Annotated in this window: 22 protein-coding genes; 9 read left to right on the forward strand and 13 right to left on the reverse strand. The window is 68.0% G+C overall.

The genetic code is table 11. The features are described from left to right. Positions 1 to 145 precede the first annotated feature (145 nt). The 4 genes from HNO51_RS09885 to HNO51_RS09900 are packed head-to-tail and all read left to right on the forward strand — an operon-like array spanning position 146 to position 3,821. Positions 146 to 826 carry a class I SAM-dependent methyltransferase gene (locus tag HNO51_RS09885; protein ID WP_209539095.1) on the forward strand — a complete coding sequence of 227 codons (681 nt, stop codon included), beginning with the start codon at positions 146 to 148 and terminating at the stop codon, positions 824 to 826. Beyond that, positions 823 to 1,878, forward strand: coding sequence for a sensor histidine kinase (locus HNO51_RS09890; protein WP_209539096.1), 1,056 nt, complete (start codon positions 823 to 825; stop codon positions 1,876 to 1,878). Before HNO51_RS09885 ends, HNO51_RS09890 begins: the two co-directional genes overlap by 4 nt. Next, complete coding sequence (locus HNO51_RS09895; RefSeq protein WP_197450824.1) at positions 1,875 to 2,633, forward strand: LytR/AlgR family response regulator transcription factor; 759 nt, start codon at positions 1,875 to 1,877, stop codon at positions 2,631 to 2,633. Before HNO51_RS09890 ends, HNO51_RS09895 begins: the two co-directional genes overlap by 4 nt. 51 nt (positions 2,634 to 2,684) lie before the next feature. Then, a complete protein-coding gene (locus HNO51_RS09900) occupies positions 2,685 to 3,821 on the forward strand; it encodes a flavin-containing monooxygenase (protein WP_209539097.1) in 1,137 nt (378 codons plus the stop codon). A 1-nt stretch (position 3,822) separates the two neighbouring features. On the opposite strand, the gene HNO51_RS09905 is transcribed toward HNO51_RS09900, so the two are convergent. Together HNO51_RS09905 and HNO51_RS09910 are read right to left on the reverse strand one after the other, a co-directional pair. Further along, positions 3,823 to 6,606: a cation-translocating P-type ATPase gene (locus tag HNO51_RS09905; protein WP_209539098.1), complete on the reverse strand. Its 2,784-nt coding sequence runs from the start codon at positions 6,604 to 6,606 to the stop codon at positions 3,823 to 3,825. Positions 6,607 to 6,694: 88 nt separating this feature from the next. Further along, the gene (locus HNO51_RS09910; protein WP_209539099.1) at positions 6,695 to 9,466 is read right to left on the reverse strand and encodes a cation-translocating P-type ATPase; all 2,772 of its coding nucleotides are present in this window, start codon (positions 9,464 to 9,466) and stop codon (positions 6,695 to 6,697) included. Between the two features lie 163 nt (positions 9,467 to 9,629). On the opposite strand from HNO51_RS09910, the gene HNO51_RS09915 reads away from it, so the two are divergent. Then, on the forward strand, positions 9,630 to 10,109 hold the full coding sequence (locus HNO51_RS09915; RefSeq protein WP_197450828.1) for a YchJ family protein: 480 nt from the start codon (positions 9,630 to 9,632) through the stop codon (positions 10,107 to 10,109). A gap of 32 nt (positions 10,110 to 10,141) precedes the next feature. On the opposite strand, the gene HNO51_RS09920 is transcribed toward HNO51_RS09915, so the two are convergent. The 5 genes from HNO51_RS09920 to hutI all read right to left on the reverse strand — a co-directional run bounded on the left by HNO51_RS09920 (position 10,142) and on the right by hutI (position 17,109). After that, on the reverse strand, positions 10,142 to 11,488 hold the full coding sequence (locus tag HNO51_RS09920; RefSeq protein ID WP_209539100.1) for a Na+/H+ antiporter family protein: 1,347 nt from the start codon (positions 11,486 to 11,488) through the stop codon (positions 10,142 to 10,144). 107 nt (positions 11,489 to 11,595) lie between these two features. Then, positions 11,596 to 13,143 carry a histidine ammonia-lyase gene (gene hutH / locus HNO51_RS09925; protein WP_209539101.1) on the reverse strand — a complete coding sequence of 516 codons (1,548 nt, stop codon included), beginning with the start codon at positions 13,141 to 13,143 and terminating at the stop codon, positions 11,596 to 11,598. Between the two features lie 11 nt (positions 13,144 to 13,154). Continuing rightward, positions 13,155 to 14,846 (reverse strand): urocanate hydratase, encoded by a 1,692-nt coding sequence (gene hutU, locus HNO51_RS09930; protein WP_209539102.1) that lies wholly within the window; start codon positions 14,844 to 14,846, stop codon positions 13,155 to 13,157. 54 nt (positions 14,847 to 14,900) lie between these two features. Next, complete coding sequence (hutG, locus tag HNO51_RS09935) at positions 14,901 to 15,878, reverse strand: formimidoylglutamase (RefSeq protein WP_209539103.1); 978 nt, start codon at positions 15,876 to 15,878, stop codon at positions 14,901 to 14,903. Continuing rightward, on the reverse strand, positions 15,859 to 17,109 hold the full coding sequence (hutI, locus tag HNO51_RS09940; RefSeq protein ID WP_209539104.1) for an imidazolonepropionase: 1,251 nt from the start codon (positions 17,107 to 17,109) through the stop codon (positions 15,859 to 15,861). Before hutI ends, hutG begins: the two co-directional genes overlap by 20 nt. Positions 17,110 to 17,416: 307 nt before the next feature. Between hutI and HNO51_RS09945 the strand changes: the two genes are divergently transcribed. Then, the gene (locus HNO51_RS09945) at positions 17,417 to 18,748 is read left to right on the forward strand and encodes a YjiH family protein (protein ID WP_197450834.1); all 1,332 of its coding nucleotides are present in this window, start codon (positions 17,417 to 17,419) and stop codon (positions 18,746 to 18,748) included. A 191-nt stretch (positions 18,749 to 18,939) separates the two neighbouring features. On the opposite strand, the gene hutC is transcribed toward HNO51_RS09945, so the two are convergent. After that, complete coding sequence (hutC, locus tag HNO51_RS09950; protein ID WP_197450835.1) at positions 18,940 to 19,650, reverse strand: histidine utilization repressor; 711 nt, start codon at positions 19,648 to 19,650, stop codon at positions 18,940 to 18,942. Positions 19,651 to 19,781: 131 nt separating this feature from the next. On the opposite strand from hutC, the gene HNO51_RS09955 reads away from it, so the two are divergent. Further along, entirely contained in the window at positions 19,782 to 21,164 is a 1,383-nt protein-coding gene (locus tag HNO51_RS09955; RefSeq protein ID WP_209539105.1) for an HTH domain-containing protein, read from the forward strand. Positions 21,165 to 21,226: 62 nt separating this feature from the next. Here the strand turns inward: HNO51_RS09955 and HNO51_RS09960 are convergent, their stop codons facing one another. After that, entirely contained in the window at positions 21,227 to 21,475 is a 249-nt protein-coding gene (locus HNO51_RS09960) for a hypothetical protein (protein ID WP_209539106.1), read from the reverse strand. A gap of 166 nt (positions 21,476 to 21,641) precedes the next feature. Between HNO51_RS09960 and HNO51_RS09965 the strand changes: the two genes are divergently transcribed. Both HNO51_RS09965 and HNO51_RS09970 read left to right on the forward strand, forming a co-directional pair. Beyond that, positions 21,642 to 21,794, forward strand: a complete 153-nt coding sequence (locus HNO51_RS09965; RefSeq protein ID WP_209539107.1) for a hypothetical protein — start codon at positions 21,642 to 21,644, stop codon at positions 21,792 to 21,794. Between the two features lie 102 nt (positions 21,795 to 21,896). Continuing rightward, positions 21,897 to 22,484 carry a DUF938 domain-containing protein gene (locus HNO51_RS09970; RefSeq protein WP_234283495.1) on the forward strand — a complete coding sequence of 196 codons (588 nt, stop codon included), beginning with the start codon at positions 21,897 to 21,899 and terminating at the stop codon, positions 22,482 to 22,484. Positions 22,485 to 22,490: 6 nt separating this feature from the next. Here the strand turns inward: HNO51_RS09970 and HNO51_RS09975 are convergent, their stop codons facing one another. From HNO51_RS09975 to HNO51_RS09990, 4 genes are all read right to left on the reverse strand, one after another. Then, a complete protein-coding gene (locus HNO51_RS09975; protein ID WP_159551913.1) occupies positions 22,491 to 22,706 on the reverse strand; it encodes a hypothetical protein in 216 nt (71 codons plus the stop codon). Between the two features lie 84 nt (positions 22,707 to 22,790). Further along, positions 22,791 to 24,050: a TRAP transporter large permease gene (locus tag HNO51_RS09980; RefSeq protein ID WP_209539108.1), complete on the reverse strand. Its 1,260-nt coding sequence runs from the start codon at positions 24,048 to 24,050 to the stop codon at positions 22,791 to 22,793. Next, positions 24,047 to 24,589, reverse strand: coding sequence for a TRAP transporter small permease (locus HNO51_RS09985; protein WP_242597244.1), 543 nt, complete (start codon positions 24,587 to 24,589; stop codon positions 24,047 to 24,049). The genes HNO51_RS09980 and HNO51_RS09985 overlap by 4 nt, the downstream gene beginning before the upstream one ends. Beyond that, on the reverse strand, positions 24,590 to 25,585 hold the full coding sequence (locus HNO51_RS09990; RefSeq protein WP_209539109.1) for a TRAP transporter substrate-binding protein: 996 nt from the start codon (positions 25,583 to 25,585) through the stop codon (positions 24,590 to 24,592). Positions 25,586 to 25,634: the final 49 nt, after the last annotated feature.

Genomic DNA, 25,634 nt, shown 5'->3' on the forward strand with positions numbered 1-25,634 from the left:
CTCCGGTAGGCCAGCGACCCGCCGGGGCAACCGTTCGCCGAGCCAATCTGCCGTTCACCGAGTTCTCGTGGCGGCCGTCGCGATGACGCCATATGGTTCAGGCAACGGCGCCAGTGGCGCGCCAGTGCATGAGCGAGGCGAGACAATGCTGTCGGCGATTCGGGATGTCCTGTTGCCACTGACCCTGCCGCGGGGCGATAGCGTGGCACTCTACGATCGGCTGGCGCCGCGGTACGACCGCATGCATCGTCGCTGGCTGGAGCGGGCAGGCGCCGAATCGCTGGCGGCGCTCCAGGGCTGCCTCGCTGCCGAGCTCGAGCCCGGTCGCCGGGCGCTCGATGCCGGTTGCGGTCCCGGGACGCTGGCGCGCTGGGTCATGGGGGCGGAGCCCGGGGCAGACTTGACCCTGGTCGACCTGGCGCCCGCCATGCTGGAACGGGCGAGCAGCGTGCCGGGCCGACATGTCCACGCGGACCTGCTGGCCTTGCCCTTCAGCGAGGCGGAATTCGACATCGTGATCTGTGCCTGGGCGCTGGAAACCACTGCCGAGCCGGAGCGGGCCGTCGCGGAGCTCGTGCGCGTGCTGGCGCCGGGTGGCCTGCTGTGCCTCTGCTTCTGTCGCCAGCCGGAGGCCAGGAGCGAACGACTCCGCTCATTGCGGCTGCGTCTGTCGGTCAGGCACGGCTTCGGGGGCCTGTTCCTGCAGGGCAACTTCCCGCAGTGGCTGCCTCACCGACAGCCGCGCCGGCTGGTATCGCGACGCCAGCTTGCCTCGTTCGCCTGCTGGCGGAAACCAGCGGGTTCGCCATCTGGGGTGGAACCATGAAAGCGAGGCTCGACGGCTGGCGGCGAATGCCCATCCTGCTGACCCTCGTCGCCCTGGCGGGGTCTGCTCTGCTGGTACCCGTCTACCTCGGGCAGGGGCTGCCCTGGGGGCACGCGATCGCGGCCGCCCTGATGGTGGCCGTGCCCGGCGTCTTGCTTGGCGGCTGTGCCTGGCGCTTCGCTCGGCGGCCACGTAAAGGTCTTGGTCGGAGGCGAGCGCTCGTCGTCCATGGCCTGGCCGCGATGGGCTTCGCTGTCGCCTGGACGGTTGCCATCTATCTGCTGGCATTGCCGGTGCACCGCGAGGCCGCGCAGGCCTTCCTGTACAACGGCGCCCCCTGGCAGCTAGTGGGCGGGCTGATCCTCTACGCGGCGATTGCGGCCAATGCGCAATGGCGGCGGACACGAGAACAATTGACCGAACAGGCTCTTGTCGCCTCGCGCGCCGAGCTCCAGGCCCTGCGCGCGCAGCTCGACCCCCATTTCCTGTTCAACACCCTGCACTCCTTGACCCAACTGGCCCGGGACGATAGTGCGGCCACCGAACAGGCGCTCGAGCGTTTCGGCGATCTCATGCGCTATGTGCTGCATAGCGGCCGCAGCGGGACGCCAGAGGTGGTGGCCCTGGAAGACGAACTCGCTTTCATCCGCCATTACCTGGCCCTGGAACAGCTGCGACTGGGGGAGCGGCTGGGCGTCGAGGAAGCGCTGGACCCGGAGGCCCTCGAGCTTGCCGTGCCCTCGCTGCTGCTGCAGCCGCTGGTCGAGAATGCCGTGCGCCACGGCATCGCGCCAAGGCTCGAAGGCGGTACGCTTCGCCTGGCGGCCGCCGTGGAGGAGGGCTCCCTCATCGTCGAGATCGCGGACGACGGCCAGGGTGCCGATGCCGAAGCATGCCGGCTTGGCGCGGGGCTCGGCCTCTCGACCGTGCGGCGCCAGCTCGAGCTGCACTACCCGGGCCGCAGCCATATGCAGGTGACGACCGCACCGGGGCGTGGGTTCGCGGTCCGCCTCGTGCTGCCGGGGCACCTGCCGCAAGGGAGGGCATCATGAGCCTGTCGGTACTGGTGGTGGATGACGAGCCGCTGGCGCGCCGGCGGCTTCGCGCGCTGCTCGCCGAGGTGGCGTGGGTCGAGCTGGTGGGCGAGGCCGGCGACGGTGCCACGGCCCTGGCCGAGATCCGGCGCCTGCGTCCCGATGTCGTGTTCCTGGACATCCGCATGCCGGGGCTCTCCGGCCTGGAGGTCATCGAGCGGTTGCACGCCTTCGATGAGGTGCCGGCGGTAGTCTTCACGACGGCATTCGACGAGTACGCGGTGACTGCCTTCGAACTGGAGGCGGTCGACTATCTGCTGAAACCCTTCGGCGCGCAGCGGTTGCAGGCGGCCGTCGAGCGGGCGCGCCTGACCGTCGAGAGCCGGGCGGCCGTCGCGATGCTCGAGCGCGCGCGTGGCGTGCTCGGTGAACGGGAGGAGCCGGCGCCCCTGGCGCGCATCCTCGTGCGCGACCGGGGGGCGGTGGTGCCGATCGCACCGCATGAGATCGTGCGTATCGAGGCCCAGGACGACTATGTCATGGTGCACGCCCGCGGTCGGGGCTATCTGGTCAGCGTGCGGCTCGGCAAGCTGGCAGGGCGCTTGCCGCGTCCTCCCTTCCTCCGTGTGCACCGCTCCCACCTCGTCAACCTGGACCACGTCGAACGCATGGAGCCGCAGGAGGACGGCCGCTACCTGGTCAAGCTGAAGGATGGTAGCCGCGTTCAGGCCAGCCGCGCCCGCTCGCAGGAGATTCGTCGGCAGTCCCGCTGACGGTGAGGTGCGGGTTGCCCAGGCCTACAGCCAACGAGAGGAGGGAGCCGCATGCCGGCTGGTCGTTTCTGCCATCGGGTCGTGATCGTCGGCGCGGGGCTGTCCGGGCTCGCCTTGGCCTATCGGCTGGAGCGCCGCGGGGTCCGCCCCAGGCTCCTGGAGGCGGCACCACGGATCGCCGAGCCCTGGCGGCGCCGGCATCCTCAGCTTCGGCTCAACACGCACCGACACTTCTCGCGACTGCCCGGGCGGCCGCTCCCGCGCAGCGCGGGGGTGTTTGCCGGCCGCGACAGCGTGATCCGCTACCTCGAAGCCTATGCGCGGGATCTCGCCTCGCCCATCGAGTTCGGGGTGTCGGTGTCGCGGATCGAGCCCGGCGATGACGGCTGGTGCCTCGAGACGAATGTCGACGAGATCAAGGCACGTCACGTCGTGGTCGCCACCGGACGGGAACGCGTCCCGGTCATTCCCGACTGGCCGGGGCGCGAGGGGTTCCGCGGGAGGGTGCGGCATGCCGCCGACTTCGGCTCCCTCGACGACTACCGCGATCGGCGCGTGCTCGTCGCCGGCGCAGGCAACTCCGGCGTGGACGTGCTGAACCATCTCGTGCGCCAGCGCACGCGCCGCCTGTGGGTCGCCGTTCGCGGCGGCACCGCCATCCTGCCCAAGCGCTTGCTGGGTGTTCCCGTGCAGCGGCTGTCCGGTGTGATCAGTTGCCTGCCAACGGCAGTCGCGGATGGCCTGCTCACCATCACCGAGCGCATTGCCTTCGGCGACCTGCGCCGGCTGGGCCTGCCCCGAGGTGAGATCGGCGCGGCCACTCGTCTGGCGCGGCGCGGTGTGGCTCCCGCCATCGACGACGGTTTCGTCCGTGCGCTCGAGGGTGGCAGCGCGACAGTGGTTCCCGGGGTCGTCGCGTTCGAGCCGCGGGCGGTAGTGCTCAAGGACGGGCGGCGGCTGCGGCCGGATATCGTCATCTGTGCCACGGGGTACCGGCCGGGCCTGGAGGGCTTGGTGGGACACCTCAAGGTGCTCGACGACCGCGGCGTCCCCCGGTGCCAGGACGCCGAGTCGCTTCCCGGGCTACCGGGTCTCTGGTTCCTCGGCATGCAACCGCGCCTGTTCGGCCAGTTCCAAGCCGCCTGCCGTGACAGCCGCAAGCTCGCGCGATGCCTGCTGCGCAGCTGATTTATCCGGCGGCGGCTTTCTCCTTGCGTGAAGGGGGCGACTCCGCTGCCGTGTCGGCCTGGCGCCGGCGCAGCAGCCATTTCTCCGCTTCCACGATCAGGAATACCGCCACGCTGGCGACGGCGATCACCGCCCAGTGCAGCAGGGAGAGGCCCTCGGTGCCGAAGATCACCTGCATGAAGGGCAGGTAGGTCCAGCCGAGCTGGAACAGCACCACCAGTGCAATGGCGATCAGCGCGGCGCGGCTGCCGAACAGGCCGCGCCACGACAGGCTGCTGTCGAGCAGGTAGCGGCTGTTGATCAGGTAGACGATCTCGCCCGCCACCAGCATGTTGACCGCGCCGCTGCGCGCCAGCGCCTCGCTGCCGCCCTGGCCGTGCAGGATCCAGGCGAAGATGCCGAACACACCCAGCACCAGCAGCAGCGAGACGAGAATCACGCGCCACAGCATGAACATGTCGAGCAGCGGGGCGTGAGGGTCGCGCGGCTGGCGCGTCATGACGTTCTCCTCGGCGGGCTCGAAGACCAGCGCGATGCCCAGCGTCACGGCGGTGATCATGTTCACCCACAGCACCTGCAGCCCGGTGATCGGCAGCGTGAAGCCCGCCACGATGGCCAGCAGGATGGCCAGGCTCTCGGCGCCGTTGGTCGGCAGGATGAAGGTGATCGACTTGCGGATGTTGTCGTAGACCTTGCGCCCTTCGGCCACGGCGCCGACGATGGTGGCGAAGTTGTCGTCGGTGAGCACCATCTCGGCGGCCTCCTTGGCGGCCTCGGTGCCCTGGACGCCCATGGCCACGCCGACGTCGGCGCGCTTGAGCGCAGGGCCGTCGTTGACGCCGTCGCCGGTCATCGCGCAGATGCCGCCGCGGGCCTGCATCGCTTTGACCAGGCGCAGCTTGTGCTCCGGGGCGGCGCGGGCGTAGACGTCGACCTCGGTGATCTCCCGTTCCAGTTCCTCGTCGCTCATCGCTTCGATCTCGTGGCCGCTCAGGGCACGATCGGTGCGGGCGAAACCGAGCTGGTCGGCGATCGCCCGCGCGGTGACCGCATGATCGCCGGTGACCATCACCGGGCGGATGCCGGCGCGCTGGCAGTTCTTGACCGCCTCGATGGCGGCCTCCCGGGGCGGGTCGAGCAGGCCGACGATGCCGAGCAGCACCAGCCCCTCCTCGGCGTCGCTGTCGCTGAGTTCTCCCGTCAGGTCGTCGGCCGGCTTCTCGGCCAGGGCGAGCACGCGCAGGCCGCGTGACGAGAGCTCATGTATACGCTCTTCCCAGGCGTCGCGGTCGAGCTCCGCGTCTTCGTCACGGCCACGCTCCTTCGTGCACATCTCGAGCAGGCGGTCGGGCGCGCCCTTGACCAGCAGGCGCTTGCCGTCGTGCTCGTTGAGGGTGGCCATGTACTTGCGCTCGGAGTCGAAGGGGATGGCATCCTCGCGGCCATGCGAGTCGCGCAGCTCACGCGTGTCGATGCCCGCCTTGGCGGCCGCGACGACCAGGGCGCCCTCGGTGGGATCGCCATCGATGCACCAACCCTCTTCCCCTTCGTTGAGGTCGGCGTCGTTGCACAGCGCCCCCACTTCGAGAAAATGGGCGAGGGCAGGGTAATCCTGTAGCGAGATCGACTCGCCGGACGCTTCGTCCGTGTCCTCGGTGTCGCGCGGCGCCAGGCGCAGTTCGCCCTCGGGAGCGAAGCCGATGCCGGTGAGGCGGAACTCGCCCTCGGGCAGCCAGATGGCCTGGGCGGTCATCTCGTTGCGGGTCAGGGTGCCGGTCTTGTCGGAGAAGATGGTGGCGATGGAGCCCAAGGTCTCCACCGCCGGCAGGCGGCGCACGATGGCATTCTTGCGCGCCATGGCCTGCACGCCGAGAGCCAGCGAGATCGTCACGATGGCCGGCAGCCCCTCGGGAATGGCGGCCACGGCCAGCCCCACGCTGGCCATGAACATCTCGGTCCATGGCTGGCCGTGCACCAGCACGCCGAAGGCCCCGGTGAGCAGCGCGGCGCCGACGATGAACAGCGCCAGGACGCGCCCGGCGCGGTCGAGCTGCTCGACCAGCGGCGTCTTGAGCTGCTCCACGCCCCTCAGCATTTCGGAAATGCGGCCGATCTCGGTCTGCTCGCCCGTCTCGACCACCACCCCGGTGGCGGTGCCCTTGGCCACGATGGTGCCGGCGAACAGCATGTCGCTGCGCTCGGCCAGTTCGGTATCCTCGTCCACCGCCTCGTCGGCCTTGTCGACCGGCGTGGATTCGCCGGTCAATGCCGCTTCCTCGGCATTCAGTCGCTTGGCGTCGAGGATGCGCAGGTCGGCGGGCACGCGGTTGCCGCTCTCGACCTTGACGATATCGCCGGGGACGAGCTCCTCGGCGTCGATCTGCGCCTCGCGCCCGCCACGCAGCACCGAGGCCTGGGGCGAGAGCATGCCGCGTATGCTCTCCAGGGCCTTCTCGGCCTTGCCCTCCTGAAAGAAGCCGATCAGGGCAATGATCACCACCACGCCGAGAATGACCGCCGCATCCAGGGGCTTGCCCAGCAGCAGGCTGGCGACCGCCGCGACGACCAGGATCAGCATCAGCACGTTGTTGAACTGCGCCAGCAGTCGCTTCCACCACGGCTGGGCCTCTTCCTGCTGCAGTCGGTTGGGGCCGTACTGCTCCAGGCGCCTTCTGGCCTCGCCGTCGTCGAGCCCGCTCGCTTCGGCTTCGAGCCGCTCGAGCGCCTCGTCGCCGGACATGGCGTGCCAGGGCGTACGTGCTTCCTGTTCGTCGCGGTCGGGCATGCTGCTCCTCCTGAGCTTCAAAACCTCCGTGTGCCTCTAGGGGTAGCACACTCGGGGCGAAGCTGCAGGCGGAGCGCGTAGCGTAATGTCACTGTGTCCTGGGCGTGGTGCCTCGCGGCCGTTCGCCGCCGTGTCGCTTCTTCGCGGCTCGGGCGTTCCGGCGCAGCAGCCACTTCTCCAGCTCGACGACGAGAAACAGGGCGACGCCACAGCCGATGACCAGCAGCCAGTGGCGCAGGTCGAGGGCGGCGCTGTCGAACACCGCCTGCATGAAGGGTAGGTAGGTCCAGGCGAGCTGCAGCAGGAGCACGAGTCCGATGGCGATCCACACCGGACGACTGCCGAACAGGCCCTGCCAGGAGAGGTTGCTGCGCAGCAGGTAACGGCTGTTGATCAGGTAGGCCGCGCTGCCCATGACCAGCGCGTTGACGGCGCCGGCGCGGGCGACGGCCTCGTTGCCTTCGACGCGCAGCAACCAGCTGAACATGCCGAACACGGCGATCAGCAGCAGCAGGGAGACGAACACCACGCGCCAGAGCAGGAACAGGTCGAGCAGGGCCGCGGCGGGGTCGCGCGGGCGCCGGCGCATCAGATTCTCCTCCCCGGGTTCGAAGGCCAGGGCCAGGCCCAGGGTCACGGCGACCACCATGTTGACCCACAGCGCCTGCAGCGGCGTGATGGGCAGCAGCGTACCGGCCAGCACCGCCAGCATGATCGCCAGGCCCTGGGCGCCGTTGGTGGGCAGCAGGAAGGTGATGGTCTTGCGGATGTTGTCGTAGACCTTGCGGCCCTCCTCGATGGCGCCGACGATGGTGGCGAAGTTGTCGTCGGCGAGCACCATCTCGGCCGCTTCCTTGGCCGCCTCGGTGCCCTGGATGCCCATCGCCACGCCGACGTCGGCGCGCTTCAGTGCCGGGCCGTCGTTGACGCCGTCGCCGGTCATCGCGCAGATGCCGCCGCGGGCCTGCATCGCCTTGACCAGGCGCAGCTTGTGCTCGGGGGCGGCGCGGGCGAACACGTCCACCGTGTCGATGCAGCGCTCCAGCTCGGCGTCGCTCATGGCCTCGACCTCGCGGCCGGTCAGGGCGCGCTCGGTGTTGGCGAAGCCGAGCTGCCGGGCGATGGCCAGCGCCGTCACGGCGTGGTCGCCGGTGACCATGATCGGGCGGATGCCGGCCGAGAGGCAGCGCGAGACCGCGCGTACCGCCTCTTCCCGGGGCGGGTCGAGCAAGCCGACGAGACCCAGGAGGACCAGGCCTTCCTCGGCATGTGTCTCGTCAAGTTCCGAGACGGCATGGATCGGTTTCTCTGCCAGCGCCAGGACGCGCAGGCCGCGGGCGGAGAGGGCATGGATCCTCTGCTCCCATTCGCTCGTATCGAGCACGACGTCGCCAGCCTCAGTGCGCACTCGGTGGCACATCTCGAGCAGCCGGTCCGGGGCGCCCTTCACCATCAGCGTGGGCTGGCCGTCCACCTCGTGCAGGGTGGCCATGTACTTGCGCTCGGACTCGAAGGGGATGGCATCGTGGCGGTCGTGGCAACCCCGCAGCGTGGCGACATCCAGCCCCGCCTTGGCGGCCGCCACCACCAGGGCGCCCTCGGTGGGGTCGCCGTGGATGTGCCAGGCCCCGGCCTCGTCCCTGGCCAGTTCGGCATCGTTGCAGAGCACCCCCACCTTGAGGAAGTGGCGCAGGGCGGGGTGCGCGTCCAGCTCCAGCGGCCCGCACGCGGCCGTGTCGTCGCCACCGGGCAGGAACTCCCCCTCGGGGGCGAAGCCGACGCCGGTCACGGCGATCTCGCCCTGCGGCAGCCAGATGGCCTGGGCGGTCATCTCGTTGCGGGTCAGGGTGCCGGTCTTGTCGGTGAAGATGGTGGAGATGGAGCCCAGCGTCTCGACCGCGGGCAGGCGGCGAATGATGGCGTTGCGCCGGGCCATGGCCTGGACACCCAGCGCCAGGCCGATGGTGACGATGGCCGGCAGGCCCTCGGGGATGGCCGCCACCGCGAGCCCCACGGCGGCCATGAACATCTCGCTGACGGGCTGGTCGTGGACGAGTGCGCCGATCGCCGCGGTAATCGCGGCCGCGCCGAGAATGAAGATGGCCAGCACGCGACCGGCCCGGTCGAGCTGGCGCAGCAGCGGCGTCTTGAGCTTCTCCACGCCGCGCAGCATCTCGGAGATGCGCCCGATTTCGGTGTCGATCCCGGTGGCCACGACGATGCCCTGGGCGGTGCCCTGGGCGACGAGGGTGCTGGCATAAGCCATGCTGCTGCGCTCGGCCAGGTCGGTCGCCTCGTCGACCGGCGCGGCCTGCTTGTCGACGGCCACCGATTCACCGGTCAAGGCGGCCTCCTCGGTGCGCAGCCGGTTGGCCTGGAGCAGGCGCAGGTCGGCGGGCACCCGGTCGCCGCTCTCGAGCAGCACGATGTCGCCCGGCACCAGGGTTTCGGCCGGGACGGTCTGGCGGCGCCCGTCGCGCAGCACCTTGGCCTGCGGCGAGAGCATGCCGCGAATGCTCTCCAGGGCATGCTCGGCCTTGCCCTCCTGGACGAAGCCGATCAGCGCGATGATCGTCACCACGCCGACGATGGCCAGGGCATCGAGACGGTGCCCCAATGCCAGGCTGGCGATCGCGGCCACGATCAGGATCAGCATGAGCAGGTTGTTGAACTGCTCCAGCAGGCGCTTCCATCCGGGCCGCGCGGCCTGCTCCCGCAGCCGATTGGGGCCGTGCTCGGCGAGGCGTGCGTCGGCGGCCTCGCTGGCGAGTCCTTCGGGGTGGCTCTCGAGCGTCGCCAATGCCTGGTCGCCGGTCACGGCGTGCCAGGGAGGGCGTGAAGGGGTGGGCTGGACGGGCATGTCCCGGTCTCCGCAGATCGATGCTTTCGTTGTAGCACGGCCGATGCTGCATCGCAGTGACACAGGACAAGAATCGCAGCGCAAGCCAAGGTGGCAAGCGGGAGATGCCAGCCGCCGGCGAGCCGGGTATCCTGCGGCCACCTGTCCCGACGCGGAGACCGCCATGCCCACCCACGATACTCCCGCCGCGAGCGTCGACAAGCGCTGCCCATGCGGCAGCGGTCGGCCCTATGCGGCGTGCTGCGGCCCTTGCCACGGCGGCGAGCCGGCCACCACGCCCGAGGCGCTGATGCGGTCGCGCTACAGTGCCTTCGTCCTCGGCCTTGACGACTACCTGCGTGACACCTGGCATGCCAGCACGCGCCCGACCGCGCTGGATCTCGATGCGTCGACCCGCTGGGTGCGCCTGGAGGTGCTGGATCATGGACAGGATAGTGACGGGGGCCGCGTGCACTTTCGGGCGACCTTTCGCGAGGGCCGCCGCTGGGGCGTGCTGGAGGAGGATTCACGCTTCGTGCGTGAGGCGGGGCGCTGGTTCTATGTCGATGGCAAACCCGCCATTGAACGCCTCAAGCCGGGCCGCAACGACCCTTGCCCCTGCGGCAGTGGGCGCAAGTTCAAGAGTTGCTGCGGCCTGGGATGATCCCGTCAGATGAGTTCTGTGGGTGAGACCTGTCAGAGCACCATGGCGGCCAGCCAGCCGAAGGCGATCAGCGGCAGGTTGTAGTGCAGGAAGGTCGGCACCACGGTGTCCCAGATGTGGTCGTGCTGGCCGTCGGCGTTGAGCCCGGCGGTGGGGCCGAGGGTCGAGTCCGAAGCCGGTGAGCCGGCGTCGCCCAGCGCGGCGGCGGTGCCCACCAGGGCGATGGTGGCCATGGGCGAGAAGCCGAAGCCGAGCGCCAGCGGCACGTAGAGCGAGGCGATGATCGGCACGGTGGAGAACGACGAGCCGATGCCCATGGTGATGAACAGGCCGACCAGCAGCATGATCAGGGCGGCCAGGCCCTTGTTGTCACCGATCAGTTCCGCCGAGCCTTCCACCAGCGCCGCCACTTCTCCGGTTGCCTGCATCACCCCGGCGAAACCCGCCGCGCTGATCATGATGAAGCCTACCTGCGCCATCATGCGCATGCCTTCAGTGAAGATGCCGTCCTGCTCGTGCCAGCGGAACACGCCGCTGACCGAGAGCAGGGCGAAGCCGAACAATCCGCCGAGCACCATGGAGCCGGAGAGCAGCTGGGTTACCACGGTGCCCACCAGTGCCGCGGCGAGCACGGCCATTTGCCAGGGCGCCAGATGCCGGGCGGCCTGGGCCGGGGTCTCGTCGCCGTGGGCCAGGTCGCGATCCTCGTAGCGGCGCGGGCGGCGATAGCTCAGCAGCGCTGCTATCGCGAGCCCCAGTGCCATGCCGCCGATGGGCATCAGCATGGCCATGGGCACCATGCCGCGAGTGACCTCGAGACCGAGCTCGGCGCCGCTCTCGTTGAGGTTGGTGAGCAGGATGTCGTTGAGGAAGATGGCGCCGAAGCCCACCGGCAGCAGCATGTAGGGTGCGGTGATGCCGAAGGTGATGACGCAGGCGGCGAGGCGGCGATCCAGGCGCAGGTGGTTCATCAGCTTGAGCAGCGGCGGCACCAGCACCGGGATGAAGGCGATGTGCACCGGGATCAGGTTCTGCGAGCTGACCGCGGCGGCGAGCAGGGCGCCGAGCAGGGTGAAGGCGACCCAGCGCCGGCTCGACGGCTGGTCGTCGAGGTGCAGCCCGCGAATGGCACGCTCGGCCAGCAGCTCCGTGACCCCGGAGCGCGACAGGGCCACGGCGAAGGCACCCAGCACGGCGTAGGCCAGGGCGACGGTGGCGCCATTGCCCAGGCCATCGTTGAATGCGCTCATGATGTCGCCGATCGGCAGGCCTGCGGCCAGTCCTCCTACCAGGCTGGCGGCGATCAGGGCGAAGACGACGGAAACGCGGGCGAGGCTCAGGGTGACCATGACCAGGATGGCCAGAACGATGGCATTCATGTGCGGCTCTTGGCTGAATGAACGGATGTCGAAATGAGGGTCAGGCAGAATAAAGCCCCGGGCCGAAGCGCCGGGGCAGCGTATCTTACCTCAGCCGGACTGCCGGGTCAGTGGCTCGGCAGCAGTTCCACCGGCACCAACTCGTTGAGCGTCCGCGACGCGAGCAGCTGGGTGGCCCGCTCGATGTCGGGGGCGAAGAAGCGATCACGGTCGTAGTAGGCGACCGCGCTGCGCAGCGCCTGCCTGGCCCGCTCCAGGCGCGGCGTGCTCTTCATGCGCTGCTGATGCGCATCCAGCCGGAAATCGAGGCCCTGGCAGGCGGCCAGCCATTCGATGGCGACGATGCCGCGCACGTTGTCGGCCATCTCCCACAGCCGCTTGCCGGCGGCCGGCGCCATGGAGACGTGATCCTCCTGGTTGGCCGAGGTGGGCAGGCTGTCGACGCTGTGCGGGTGGGCCAGGGCCTTGTTCTCGCTGGCCAGCGCCGCGGCGGTGACCTGCGCGATCATGAAGCCGGAGTTGACCCCGCCGTTCTCCACCAGGAACGGCGGCAGCTGCGACATGTGGGTATCCATCATCAGCGACACGCGGCGCTCGGTGAGCGAGCCGATCTCGGCCAGTGCCAGGGCCAGATTGTCGGCGGCCATGGCCACCGGCTCGGCGTGGAAATTGCCGCCGGAGAGGATGTCGCCTTCGTCGCTGAACACCAGCGGGTTGTCCGTTACCGCATTCACCTCGACGGCCAGCACCTCGGCGGCCTGGCGGATCTGTGTCAGCACGGCGCCCATCACCTGGGGCTGGCAGCGCAGCGAGTAGGGGTCCTGCACCTTGTCGCAATGGGCGTGGGAGTCGCTGATCTCGCTGCGCTCGCCCAGCAGGTGGCGGTAGGCCGCGGCGGCATCGATCTGGCCGCGCTGGCCGCGGGCGTCGTGGATGCGGGCATCGAAGGGCGCGCGGGAGCTGAGCGTGGCCTCCACGGTCAGTGCGCCGCACACCGTGGCGGCGGCGTAGAGGTCCTCGGCCTCGAACAGGCCCTTGAGCGCATAGGCGCTAGAGACCTGGGTGCCGTTGAGCAGCGCCAGGCCCTCCTTGGGGGCGAGCCTGAGCGGCTCGAGCCCGGCGATCTCGAGGGCCTGGCGGGCGGGGATCCATTCGCCACGATGGCGCGCCTTGCCTTCGCCGAGCAGTACCACGCTCATATGGGCCAGCGGCGCCAGGTCGCCGGAAGCGCCGACGGAACCCTTGAGCGGGATGTGCGGGTAGACCTCGGCGTTGACCAGGGCGAGCAGGGCGTCGAGTACTTCGCGGCGGATGCCGGAGTAGCCGCGGGCCAGGCTGTTGACCTTGAGCACCATGATCAGCCGTATCAGGGCGTCTTCCATGGGCTCGCCGACGCCGGTGGCGTGGGACAGCACCAGCGAGCGCTGGAGATCCTCCAGGTGATCATGGTCGATGCGGGTCTGGGCCAGCAGGCCGAAGCCGGTGTTGATGCCGTAGACGGTGCGATCCTCGGCGACGACGCGATTGACGCAGTCGACGCCGCGCCGGATGGCGGCGTCGGCGCTGTCGGGCAGCGTCACGCGCAGCGGCGCCTCGTAGACCTGGCGTGCCTGGGCCAGGGTCATCTTGCCGGGTTGGATGTCGAGATGGGTCATGAATGGCTCCATTATTTATCGAGCATCGGCAGATCCAACCCATTTTCCCGGGCGCACTGCTTGGCGATATCGTACCCGGCGTCGGCGTGGCGCATCACCCCGGTGCCCGGGTCGTTGCGCAGCACCCGGCCCAGGCGGGCATGGGCGTCGTCCGTGCCGTCGGCGACGATCACCACCCCGGCATGCTGGGAGTAGCCCATGCCTACGCCGCCGCCGTGGTGCAGCGAGACCCAGGTGGCGCCGGAGGCGCAGTTGAGCAGGGCGTTGAGCAGCGGCCAGTCGGAAACGGCGTCGGAGCCGTCCATCATCGCCTCGGTCTCGCGGTTGGGGCTCGCCACCGAGCCGGAGTCGAGGTGGTCGCGACCGATGACCACGGGCGCCTTGAGTTCGCCGTTCTTGACCATCTCGTTGAAGGCCTGGCCGAGGCGGGCGCGATCCTTGAGCCCCACCCAGCAGATGCGCGCCGGCAGCCCCTGGAAGCTGATGCGCTCCTGGGCCATGTCGAGCCAGCGGTGCAGGTGCGGGTCGTCGGGGATCAGCTCCTTGACCTTGGCATCGGTCTTGTAGATGTCTTCCGGGTCGCCGGAGAGCGCCGCCCAGCGGAACGGGCCGATACCCTGGCAGAACAGCGGGCGGATGTAGGCCGGCACGAAGCCAGGAAAGTCGAAGGCGTTGACGACGCCTTCTTCCTTGGCCATCTGGCGGATGTTGTTGCCGTAGTCGAAGGTGGGCACGCCCACCTGCTGGAAGTCGAGCATGGCCTGCACGTGCACCGCCATGGACTGTTTGGCGGCCTTGACCACCGCCTCGGGCTCGGCCTTGCCGCGCTCGACGTACTCGTCCCAGCGCCAGCCGGCGGGCAGGTAGCCGTGCAGCGGGTCGTGGGCGCTGGTCTGGTCGGTGACCATGTCCGGCTTGACGCCCCGCTTGACCAGCTCCGGCAGCACCTCGGCGGCGTTGGCGCAAAGGCCGATGGAGACCGCCTTGCCCTCGGCGGTGTAGCGTTCGAGGCGCGCCAGGGCGTCGTCGAGGTCGTCGGCCTGCTCGTCCAGATAGCGGGTGCGCAGGCGGAAGTCGATGCGCGACTGCTGGCATTCGACGTTGAGCGAACAGGCGCCGGCCAGGCTCGCCGCCAGCGGCTGGGCGCCGCCCATGCCGCCGAGGCCGGCGGTGAGGATCCAGCGGCCGGTGAGGTCGCCGCCGTAGTGCTGGCGCCCGGCCTCGACGAAGGTCTCGTAGGTGCCCTGGACGATGCCCTGGGAGCCGATGTAGATCCACGAGCCGGCGGTCATCTGGCCGTACATCATCAGGCCCTTGCGATCCAGCTCGTTGAAGTGCTCCCAGGTGGCCCAGGCCGGCACCAGGTTGGAGTTGGCGATGAGGACCCGCGGGGCGTCCTTGTGGGTCTCGAACACCCCCACCGGCTTGCCCGACTGGATCAGCAGGGTCTGGTGGTCCTCCAGGCGCTTGAGGGTCGCGACGATGGTGTCGAAGCACTGCCAGTCGCGGGCCGCGCGGCCGATACCGCCGTAGACCACCAGGTCCTCGGGGCGCTCGGCCACGTCCGGGTGGAGGTTGTTCATCAGCATGCGCAGCGCGGCTTCGGTGAGCCAGCTCTTGCAGTTGAGCGTGCTGCCGGTGGGGGCGGCGATGCGGCGGCTGGGATCGTGGCGTGTGTCGGCGAGGGGAGTGTGGCTGTTCATGGACGTGTCTTCTCTCGTTATGTGTCGTTTGGCTGTCTAGCGTTAGGCGTTGGCTCAGCTATCCAACGTGAGCTGGTGGATCAGGCGCGCCGCCGCGCGGGCGGTACGACCGTCGATATCGAAGCCGGGGTTGAGTTCGGCGATATCGGCCAGGCGCAGCTTGCCGCTGTCGCGAACTGCTTCGATCAGCGGTTCGAGCAGCGCCAGCGATACGCCACGGGCGGCGGGGGCGCTGACGCCAGGCGCCTCGGCGGCCGGCAGCACGTCGAGGTCGACCGTCAGGTAGAGGTGGTCACAGTGCGCCATGAAGCGCTGCAGGTCGCGCACGATGGCGTCCAGGTGCTGCGCCGTGAACTCGCGGTCTTCGCGTACCAGTACGCCGAGTTCGCGTGCGCGGGCGAACAGGGCGCGGGTATTGCTGGCGCGGCTGACCCCCAGGCAGGCGTAGCGGAACGGCCAGCCACGACGGTCGCACTCGGCGGCGATCTGGGCGAAGGGCGTGCCGGAGGAGACCGTCCGCCCCGGGTCGCGCAGGTCAAAGTGGGCGTCGAGGTTGATGATGCCGACCCGCGGCCGCGCCTCGGCCTGAGCTTGGAGATGACGGGCCAGGCCCGACCAGCTGCCGAAGGCGACTTCATGACCGCCGCCGAGAATCAGCGGCAGGTGCGACGCCGACAGCAGGGCGGCGACCCGTTCGGCCAGGCGCTGCTGCGCCGCTTCGAGATCGTCATTGCCATGGCAGTTCACGTCGCCGGCATCAAAGACGGGAGCGGTCCGATGCCAGGCCAGCGGGGCCAGCGCGCGGCGAATGGCGCGCGGCCCTTCGGCGGCGCCGATGCGCCCCTGGTTGCGTGCCACCCCGGCGTCGCAGGCGAAGCCGAGCAGGGCGATGCCCGTATTGACGCCCCGCTTCAGCGGGGTAATTGCTTGATGCCAGCGAAGGCTGTCAGGCTCCGAATCCTCGCGCCCGGCCCAGAGGGACATGTCGATGGCCGGATCGGCCAGATGCGGATCAGTGCTGGCTTTGGCCATGGGTCAGCTCTCCATGAAAGTTGCATTGGCCCTGGAAGATACGTTGGCGAAGACGGCCGGGCTGCACGGCATAGGCCAGCTCGGCAGGTGTCTCGGCGTCCCACAGACACAGGTCCGCCGGGGCGCCTTCGGCGATGCGCCCGAGCGATTGCCGATGCAGACCGAGGGCGCGTGCACCGTGGGCGGTCATGCCGGCCAGGGCTTCGCGGGGTGTCAGGCGGAACAGGGTGCAGGCGAAGTTGAGCATCAGCGTCGGCATGAACAGAGGCGAGCTGCCGGGGTTGGCATCGGTGGCGACGGCCATGGGCACGCCGGCCTCGCGTAGCGCGGCAATGGGCGGCAGCTGCGTCTCGCGCAGGGTATGGAAGGCGCCGGGCAGCAGCACCGCCGTGCTGCCGGCCTCGCGCAGGGCGGCGACCCCGGCTGCGTCGAGGTATTCGATATGGTCGGCGGAAAGTGCACCGTGGCGGGCCGCCATGGCGCTGCCGCCCAGATTCGAGAGCTGCTCGGCATGGGCCTTGATCGGCAGGCCATGGGTTGCGGCGGCCTCGAAGACGCGCTCGCACTGGGCGACGGAGAAAGCGATCTTCTCGCAGAACACGTCCACCGCATCGGCCAGGCCCTGCGCGGCGGCGGCCGGAATCATCTCGCGGCACACGAGGTCGATGTAGCCGTCGCTGTCGCCCTGGTACTCCGGCGGCAGGGCATGAGCGCCGAGCAGCGTGGTGACCACCCGCACCGGCAGTGCCTCGCCGAGGCGGCGCGCCACGCGCAGCATCTTCAACTCGTCGGCCACGCTCAGCCCATAGCCGGACTTGATCTCCACCGTGGTGACCCCCTCGCGCATCAGCGCCTCGAGCCGCGGCCGGGCCAGGGCGAACAGTTCCGGCTCGCTGGCTTCACGTGTAGCGCGCACGGTGCTGAGAATACCGCCTCCCTGGCGGGCGATTTCCTCGTAACTCACTCCTTCCAGCCGCTTCTCGAACTCATCGGCCCGCGAGCCACCGAACACCAGATGGGTATGGCAGTCGATCAGACCGGGGGTCATGACGCCACCACGGCCCAGCGTTTCGCAGGCGACGGCCTCGGCGGGATCGAGTTCGCTCATGGGAACCACCCGTTCGATTCGATCTCCCGCGACCACGACCGCCATCGGCTGGGGCTGGGTATCGAGGCCGTCGAACAGCGTGACGTCGCGCCAGAGTCGGCGTGTGATTGAAGGCGTGGACATGATGGCTCCTGATATTCGTATTGTATATACATTTAAGTCGTCATGGGCGCGAGGTCAAGTCGCTCTCGGTGTCCCGGTGGCAGTGAATCGAATCCGGCTCGCCGAAAATTGCATTAAACTATGTAGAATCAGTCCCCTAAAAGAGTGGCGTGTTGCCTTCATGGGGCTGGTTTCAGACTAAGGTCTAAAGGGCTTCGGCAAAACGTCATTGGTGCGTGGGTGGGGTTTATTGTATATACAATAGGCGTGTCCATGCCGATCCGCAGGACGAGCCCTACGATCACAATCACAACGCGAGGAAACGACCATGGCGATACCGGAACCGGCCACCCGCAAGTTGCACGGTGGCGCCTGGATCACAGCGGCCAAGCTGCTTCTGCCCAGCGCGCTGGGCATCCTGATCTTCTTCGTTCCCGTCACCCTTGGCGGGAGACACACCATCCTGCTCGACCATATGGTGACCGTGGCTCGGGGCTTGCTGGGCGAAGCCGCCGGTCTCTATGCCTTGGTACTGATACTCGCCGGGGCGATCTATCCGCTGTGGAAGGGCACCTGGAAACGCAGCCTGACCGATCGGATCTTTACCGCCCTGAAGCTGGCCGGGGTGGCGGTAGCCGTCATGGCGCTGACGGGCTGGGGGCCGACGCTGCTGCACGAGCCGGACATGCTGCCGTTCCTGTTCGACAAGCTGGTGATACCGGTCGGGCTGATCGTGCCGATCGGGGCGGTGTTCCTGGCGCTGCTGATCGGCTACGGGCTGCTGGAGCTGATCGGCGTGCTGCTGCAGCCGGTCATGCGTCCGGTCTGGCGCACGCCGGGGCGCTCCGCCATCGACGCGGTGGCGTCGTTCGTGGGTAGTTACTCGATCGGCCTGCTGATCACCAACCGGGTCTACCAGGCGGGGCAGTACTCGGCACGCGAAGCGGCCATCATTGCCACCGGCTTCTCCACGGTCTCGGCCACCTTCATGATCATCGTGGCGAGAACCCTGGAGCTGATGAGCGTATGGAACCTCTATTTCTGGTTGACGCTGGCGATCACCTTCGTGGTCACCGCCATTACCGTCCGCCTGCCGCCTCTGTCGCGACTGGACGATAGCAGGCGCGACGGTGAACCCGAGGCGCCGGCCGGCAAGCGGTTGGCCACCGCCTGGCGTACCGGCCTGGCGGTAGCCGACCGGGCGCCGGGGCTGCATCGCAGCGTGGCGCTCAACGTGCGCGAGGGCATGCTGATGGCGATCAGCATCCTGCCGTCGATCATGTCGGTGGGGCTTCTCGGGCTGCTCGCCGCCAAGTACACCCCGCTGTTCGAGTGGCTGGGGTGGCTGTTCTACCCGTTCGTGGCGATCTGGGGGCTCGAGGATGGGGTGGCGCTGGCCCAGGCGACGGCAGCGGGGCTGGCCGAGATGTTCCTGCCGGCGCTGCTGATGGCGGAAGCCGAGTTCGTCGCCCGCTTCGCCGCCGGCGTGGTGTCAGTCTCGGCGGTGCTGTTCTTCTCCGCCTCGATTCCCTGCATCCTGGCGACCAGCATTCCGCTGTCGGTAGGGCGCATCGTGGCGGTGTGGTTCCTGCGCGTGGCGTTGAGCCTGACGTTGGCGATACCGGCCGCCTACCTGGTCCAGGCGCTGGGCGTCAGCTAGACGCCACGCCCGCGCCCGGTGTGACTGTAACCCCGGGCGCAGCCTGGCTCGTCAACCCACTTGTGCCTCAGTAGCCACGGTAGGATTAAAAAAATAAGGCGACAACGGTGATTTCAACGCGACCCGAACGGCGACCTCCTTGATGCGATACCTGGCGCCGCCCTGCGAATCGAATCCGCGGCGGGCGGCGCTCAGCTGCGGCGCAACGATGAACGAAGCTTATAGCGTTCACCGGGATGGAGGAGACGGGCATAGCTGATCAGATGATCGCCCGACCAGGTGCGGCGCGTCATGCTGAGGCAGGGACGATTGACTTCGATCTCGAGTCGTCGGGCGGTGGCGGCATCGACCAGGACCGCTTCGACCACGTGTTCGATGTCGGTGATGGGGCACGCCGCCACCAGCACCTCGTTGGGCGTGTGGCGGCTGAAATCGGTCTCCAGGTAATCGGGCACCCAGCGCGGATTGACGAAGCGCTCCTCGAGCTGGATCGGCACGCCGTTCTCGCGATGCACGATACGCGTATGGAAGACCCGGGTGCCGAGGCGAACGCCCAGACGCAGTGCCACTTCGTCGTCGGCGGCGATGGCTTCGGCGAGCAGCACGTCGTTGCTGTAGAGATGGCCGCGGCCGCGCACTTCTTCGGCAATGTTGTGCACGTCGACCAGCGACGACTCCACCTTGCGATCCGCGACGAAGGTGCCTAGTCCCGGCTGTCGCGTCAGGTAGCCCTGCTGCACGAGATCGCGGATCGCCTTGTTGGCGGTCATGCGGCTGACGCCGAAGTCCCGTGCCAGCTGTTCCTCGGGGGGGATCTGGTGATGCGCCTCCCACTCGCCTCCCTGGATCTTTTCCAGCAGGTGCTGCTGAATCTGCAAGTAGAGTGGAGGGGTGCTGCCCATGAATCGGTTCCCTGTGCCGGTTTGTATATACATAGTCTACCTGGCCTGGCGTGAGGAGACAGCCTATGGATGAGCGCGATATGAGCGGGAGCGCGGCGTCGTGTCAATGGAATTAACGAGGCAGGTCCGGCATGTCACGTACCACGCGGCTGCTTGAGCTGATGCAGGTGCTGCGGCGCCATCGCCGTCCGGTCAGCGGCAATTCGCTGGCTCGCGAGCTGGGGGTCTCGCTGCGCACCCTCTATCGCGACATTGCCTCGCTACGCGCCATCGGCGCCGAGATCGACGGCGAACCGGGGATGGGCTACCTGCTCCGCCCCGGCCTGATGCTGCCGCCGCTGATGTTCACGGAAGAGGAGCTCGAAGCGCTCGCCCTGGGGCTCAGGTGGGTGGGTCGCCGTGCCGACGATGGCCTGTCGCTTGCGGCAGGGGATGCCCTGGCCAAGCTGACCGCCGTGCTGCCGGGCGAACTGCGGCACAGGATGCAGGACTCAGCGCTGTGGGTGGGGCCCGGCTGGGAGCGACCCCAGGTCGTCGACCTCGAAACGCTGCGTCGCGCGATCCGCCGCGAACGCAAGCTGCACATCGACTATCGCGACCAGCAGGGGAAGCGCTCGTCACGTCTGATCTGGCCTTTTGCGATTGCCTTCTTCGAGTCGACGCGTCTCGTGGTCGGCTGGTGTGAACTGAGACAGGCCTTCCGCAGCTTCCGAACCGATCGCATCGAGGCGGCCAGTCCGCTCGAGGAGCGCTACCCACGGGCGAGGGCAGTATTGGAAAGGGAGTGGCTGGACTCACTGCTGCCAGAATCTGTCAGTGTCGAGTCGTATGCTGGTGCTACCTCAAACCGAAGGGAGGAGTGCCACATGCAACACGACATCGTTTTCTACACCAACCCGCTGTCACGGGCCGGCATCGTGCACTGGATGCTGGAGGAGATCGGCCAGCCCTACCGCATGGAGGTGCTCGAGTTCGGGGCGCCGATGAAGTCGCCGACGTACCTGGCCGTCAATCCGATGGGCAAGGTGCCGGCGATACGCCATGGCGATACCGTGGTGACCGAGGCCGCAGCGATCTGCGCCTACCTTGCCGAAACCTTCCCCGAGGCCGGGCTGCTGCCGGCAGCCGAGGCTCGCGGGGACTACTATCGCTGGCTATTCTTCGCCGCAGGCCCGGTGGAGATGGCCCTGTCGCTCAAGCATGCCGGTTTCTCGCTCACGGCGGAGCACGAGATGCAGTTCGGCTGCGGCTCCTATGAAGCCGTCGTCGAAACCCTGGCCAAGGCGGTAGCGGGGCGCCGATACATTGCGGGCGATACCTTCACGGCCGCGGACGTCTATGTCGGCTCGCATATCGGCTGGGGCATGCAGTTCGGTACGCTGGAGAGGCGCCCCGAGTTCGAGGCGTACTGGGCCGGTCTCAGGGATCGCCCGGCCAATCGGCGCAGCGAGGCGTACATCGCCGAGGCCATGCAGGCCCAGGCGGCGGCCGGCAGTGCGCAGCCGACATCCTGAGCGAGAGAGTTCGGATACGCAGCCCGGCGTGCCATGCGAGCGGCAACGCCGGGTACGTTGCATCAGATCTCCTTGCCGCCCTGGGGATCGGAGGCGTCGTAATCCTGAGTGTCGTCGGGGGGTGACCCGGGTTCGAGCGAGGTCTCGTGCTCATATTGCCGGGCGGCCTCGATGGCCTCCGGTTCGGTATCGTGGCGCGAGATCTCCTGTGGCAGGTCGGGATCGGTGACGTCGAGCACCCGCCAACCGCTTACCAGAACCGCCTCGCGACTCTCTCCCCTGATCGGCTCGACACGTGCCGTTCGCGTCATGACTTCCTCCATGGTGGTTGAACCACCTTAACCATGGCAGAGGAAGCCATGCTTGGCGAATGACGGCGTGGCGGGAGACCTGCCCGGAAGGGGCCGCTACGCTTGACCTGACCCGTGCCGCGGTCCATACAGGAAGAGTCACTCGCCCGACAACAGGAGGTCAGGTATGAAGAGGCTGATAGGACTCGCGGCCGCATGGTGGCTGCGCAAACCGGAAAATCGTGAGAGGCTCAAGCGCAAGGGCAAGCAGATGATCGACGGCTTTCGTGGTCGTCAGGCGCGCTCGACGGCAGAGCACCAGCGTCGCCGCCATCCGTGAGTTGCCATGCGTGAGATGCTGGCCCCGGCTGACACCGGGGCCTTGTTCGTATCCATTGACCGACCATGAACAGCGAGGCCGACCGAGACCATGAGCCGCCGCATGATGAGCCCAGCCGCGGCTCGCAATCGCCAGCCGATACTCGATGTCCTGAGCGTGATCCTGCCCGAACGGGCCCGGATCCTGGAGGTGGCCAGCGGCAGCGGGGAGCACGGGGTGCACTTTGCCGCGGCAAGGCCCGGCTGGGAGTGGCAGCCCAGCGACCCCAATCCCGAGGCGCGCGACTCGATTACCGCCTGGCGCGAACACGCCGGCCTCGCCAATCTGCGCGCGCCCTTGCCGCTGGATGTCGGGGGAATCTGGCCGGCCGGTCCCTTCGACGCCGTGGTGGCGATCAACCTCGTGCACATCTCGCCGTGGGAAGTGACCGAAGCGCTGATGGCGCGAGCGGCGCAGCGGTTGCGAGAGGGCGGGGTGCTCTATCTCTACGGACCGTACCGCCGTGACGGTCGCCATACCGCGCCGAGCAACGCCGCCTTCGATGCCGATCTCAAGGCGCGCGACCCGCGCTGGGGAGTACGCGATCTCGAGAGCGTCGTGACCGAGGCCCAGGCGCATGGCTTCATGCTGGAACAAACCATCGAGATGCCGGCCAACAACCTCAGCGTGGTGCTGCGCCTGCATGCCTGAGCGGTGTCACTGCTCCGCTTCGCTGCGGGTCTCATCGACCTGCCCAGGTACGCGATAGCGTACGCCTTCGGCCTGGCGATCGTCCTCGTAGCGCCGGGTTTCCTCCTCGGCCGGGACGCCCCATAGGGTCTCGCGGTTGCCGTCTTCGTAGGTGTAGGTGGTGCAGCCCGCGAGCAGGGCGAGGCCAAGGGCAAGACCAAGAGGAAATGCAAGGCGCAGCATGGTAATCACGTGGAATCCCTTCGATGGTGGTTCAGCGGCCAGCCTGAGGCCAGGCCGCAAGGTCGTCAAGTGGTTGAGGCGGCTTCATCCCGACCAGCCCAGCAGGATCGGGACATAGACCACCAGCAGCAGGACCGCGATCAGGCCCAGCAGGTAAGGCAGGATGGCGCGAGTGATCCGCTCCAGCGGTAGCTGGGTCACCGACGAGGCGACGTAGAGGTTGATGGCCACCGGCGGCGTGATCATGCCGATCGCCAGGCCCATCACGATGATGATGCCGAAGTGGATCGGGTCGATGCCGAGCTGGCCGACCAGCGGCAGCAGCACCGGCGTGAGGATGATCAGGGCGCTGGCGGTTTCGATGAACACGCCGGTGAGCAGGATCACCGCCACTACCAGCAGCATGATCACGTAGGGGTTGGTCGAGAGAGACAGCACCGCCTGGGCGATGGCGCCGGGGACCTGCCAGCTGGAGAGCGTCCAGCTCAGCACGGCTGAGGTGGCGATGACCAGCATGATCACCGCAGTGGTGATCGCCGAGCGGATCAGGATGCGATAGACGTCGGCCAAGGAAAGATCGCGATAGACGAACAGCGAGACGAGCAGGGCGTAGTTGACGGCTACCACGGCCGCTTCGCTCGGCGTGAAAATGCCGGAAAAGATGCCACCGAGAATGATCACTGGCGTCATCAGGCCCCAGCTGGCCCCCTTGAAGGTGCGCCAGATCGTCGCCGGTGACAGCGCGGTACCGCGCGGGTAGTTGCGCCGATAGGCCTGGACGATGGCGATGGCGGCCAGCCCGATCCCCATCAGGATGCCCGGCACGATGCCGTTCAGGAACAGCTTCGATACCGACTGCTGGGCGATGACGGCATAGATGATCATCGGCACCGAAGGCGGTATCACCACGCCGATGGTGCCGCTGGCGGCGATCAGGCTGGCCGCCGAGGCCGGATCGTAGCCCTTGCGCTTGAGCTCCGGCACCAGGCTCGAGCCCACCGCGGCGGTGGTGGCGGCACCGGAGCCGGAAATGGCCGCGAAGAACATGCCGGCGCCCACCGACACGATGGAGAGACCGCCCTTGAGGAAGCCGAACAGCGAGTCGGCGAAATCGACCAGTTTCTCGCTCACCTTGCCCTGGGCCATCAGGTCGCCGGCCAGGATGAACATGGGCACGGCCACCAGGGCGAAGGAGTTGATGCCCTGGAACATCTGCTGGGTCACCACCATCAGCGGCACGCCCTGGGCGTTGAGGGCGAGCAGCGTACTGGCACCGATGGCGAGCGCGATCGGTACGCCCAGCAGCATGAAGGCGAAGAACAGCACGAACAGCAGGGCGGTCATGGCGGCGGCTCCTCGGCGGTGTCACTGCCGGTCTCGCCTGCCTTGGGTCCCTTGACGATGAACTCGACGATGTCGATCAGGGCGTACCAGGCCATGATGGCGGCGGCGAGGGGGATCACGGCGTAGACATAGGTCATCGACAGCCGTAGCGAAGCCGAGCGCTGGAAGCTCTGCACCTGCATGTAGCGGTAGCCGATCACGATCAGCGCGATCATGAAGCCCAGTGCCACCAGTACCGCGGCGATACGCGCCAGCTGGGCCAGGCGCGGGGGCAGGGCGTCGACGACGAAGGTCACGGCGATATGGCGACCACGCTGGAACGCCAGGGTGGCGCCGAGGAAGGTGATCCAGATCAGCAGGAAGCGCGCGACTTCCTCGGTCCAGCCCACCGCGGTGAAGAAGACGCGGGAGACGATCTGCAGCGTGATCACGCCGATCAACGCCGCCATGCCCAGGAACACGATGGGCTGGATGACGGCGTCGAGGGCGCGCTCGCTACGCTGCAGCAAGCTCGTGAGAGCGTGCAGCGGAGCGTTCACTTATTGCAGGGCCTCGCGGATGCGGGTGAGGTAGTCGCCGAACTGGTCGCCGTATTTCTCGTAGACCCCCTCCACGGCAGCCTGGAACGCCTCGAGGTCGGGATCCTCGACGATCTCCATGCCGGCGGCGCGCAGCTCGTCGAGCTGGTCGGCCTCCATCTCGGCATTCATGCGGCGCTCGTGCTCGGCGGCCTCCTGGGCCGCTTCGATCAGCACCTCCTGGGCGGCTTCCGGCAGCTGGTTCCAGGCCGGCATGCCCATGACGAAGATGGCCGGCGCGTAGGTGTGGCGCGACAGCGTCATGTGATCCTGGGTCTCGTAGAGCTTGAACGAGTGGATGACGTTGACCGGGTTCTCCTGGCCGTCGATGGTACCCTGCTGCATGGCCGTCAAGGCCTCGGTCCAGGCCATGGGAATGGCGTTGGCGCCGAGTTCGCGGAACGTGTCGGTGTAGACGGGGTTTTCCATGACGCGAATGCGCAGGCCGTCAAGGTCATCGGGGCTGCGTACCGCATGCTCGCTGTTGGTCAGGTTGCGGAAACCGCGCTCGGCGTAGGCCAGGCCCTTGAGGTTGACGTCGGCGAGCTTGTCGAGCAGCTCCTGGCCGATCTCGCCGTCGAGGACCTCGTAGGCGGCTTCGGGCGAGGGGAACAGGAACGGCAGTTCGAACACCGCCATCTCCTCGACGAAGTTGGCCACCGGGCCGTTGGTGATCACGCCCATGTCGACGGTACCGATCTGCATGCCCTCGAGCAGGGTGCGTTCATCGCCCAGCGAGGCATTGGGGTAGATGTCGATGGAAATGGTGCTATCGGTGCGCTCGGCGACCAGTTCCTGGAACCTGACCGCGGCGATGTGGAAACCGTCCTGCTCGTTGACCACATGGGCCAGGCGCAGGGTGACGGGATCCATGTCCTCGAAATCTGAGGCCTGGGCAGCGGAAACCAGGGCGAGAGAGATGCCGAGTGCCAGCGTGCTGCGTGCGAACGTTTTCATTTTTAATTTTCCTTTGTCGGGTCAAACCGTTGTGGAGGATGCCCCAGCC

The organism is Billgrantia sulfidoxydans (assembly GCF_017868775.1).
Lineage (GTDB): Bacteria > Pseudomonadota > Gammaproteobacteria > Pseudomonadales > Halomonadaceae > Halomonas > Halomonas sulfidoxydans.